A 1151-nucleotide genomic window follows, 5' to 3' on the forward strand; every position below is an offset into this window, starting at 1 on the left:
GGGCGACGGCATCATCCACAGCTGGCTGAACCGCATGCTGCTGCCGGACACCGTCGGCACCGGCGGTGACTCGCACACCCGCTTCCCGATCGGCATCAGCTTCCCGGCCGGCTCCGGCCTGGTCGCCTTCGCCGCCGCCACCGGCGTGATGCCGCTGGACATGCCGGAATCGGTACTGGTGCGCTTCAAGGGCAAGATGCAGCCCGGGATCACCCTGCGTGACCTCGTACACGCCATCCCCTACTACGCCATCCAGGCCGGTCTGCTGACCGTCGAGAAGAAAGGCAAGAAAAACATCTTCTCCGGCCGCATCCTCGAGATCGAAGGCCTCAACGACCTGACCGTCGAGCAGGCTTTCGAACTGTCCGACGCCTCGGCCGAGCGTTCCGCTGCCGGTTGCACCATCAAACTGCCGGAAGAGGCCATCGCCGAGTACCTGAAGTCCAACATCACCCTGCTGCGCTGGATGATCGGCGAAGGCTACGGCGACGCCCGGACCCTGGAGCGTCGCGCCCAGGCGATGGAGGCTTGGCTGGCCAAGCCGAACCTGCTGGCAGCCGACCCGGACGCCGAATACGCCGCCGTCATCGAGATCGACCTGGCCGAGGTCAAGGAGCCGGTACTCTGCGCCCCGAACGACCCGGACGACGCCCGCCTGCTGTCCAGCGTGGAAGGTCGCAAGATCGATGAAGTGTTCATCGGCTCCTGCATGACCAACATCGGTCACTTCCGCGCCGCCGGCAAACTGCTGGACAAGGTCAAGGGGGGCATTCCGACCCGCCTGTGGCTGGCCCCGCCGACCAAGATGGACGCCCACCAGCTGACCGAAGAAGGCTACTACGGCATCTACGGCAAGGCCGGTGCGCGCATGGAAATGCCGGGCTGCTCGCTGTGCATGGGTAACCAGGCGCGCGTACAGACCGGTTCCACCGTGGTCTCCACCTCCACCCGGAACTTCCCGAACCGCCTGGGCGACGCGACCGACGTGTTCCTGGCCTCCGCCGAGCTGGCGGCCGTTGCCTCGATCCTGGGCAAACTGCCGACCGTCGAGGAGTACATGGCCTACGCGAAGAACATCGACAGCATGGCGGCCGATATCTACCGCTACCTGTCCTTCGACCAGATCGCCGAGTACAAGGAAGCCGCTGCGA

1 protein-coding gene is annotated in these 1151 nt (G+C 65.6%); it reads left to right on the forward strand.

The window, feature by feature from the left end:
* Positions 1-1151: aconitase family protein (locus tag J7302_RS26265; protein ID WP_251702293.1), on the forward strand; the 1151-nt coding region annotated here is incomplete at both ends.

The sequence above is a fragment of the Metapseudomonas boanensis genome, assembly GCF_018704125.1.
GTDB lineage: Bacteria > Pseudomonadota > Gammaproteobacteria > Pseudomonadales > Pseudomonadaceae > Metapseudomonas > Metapseudomonas boanensis.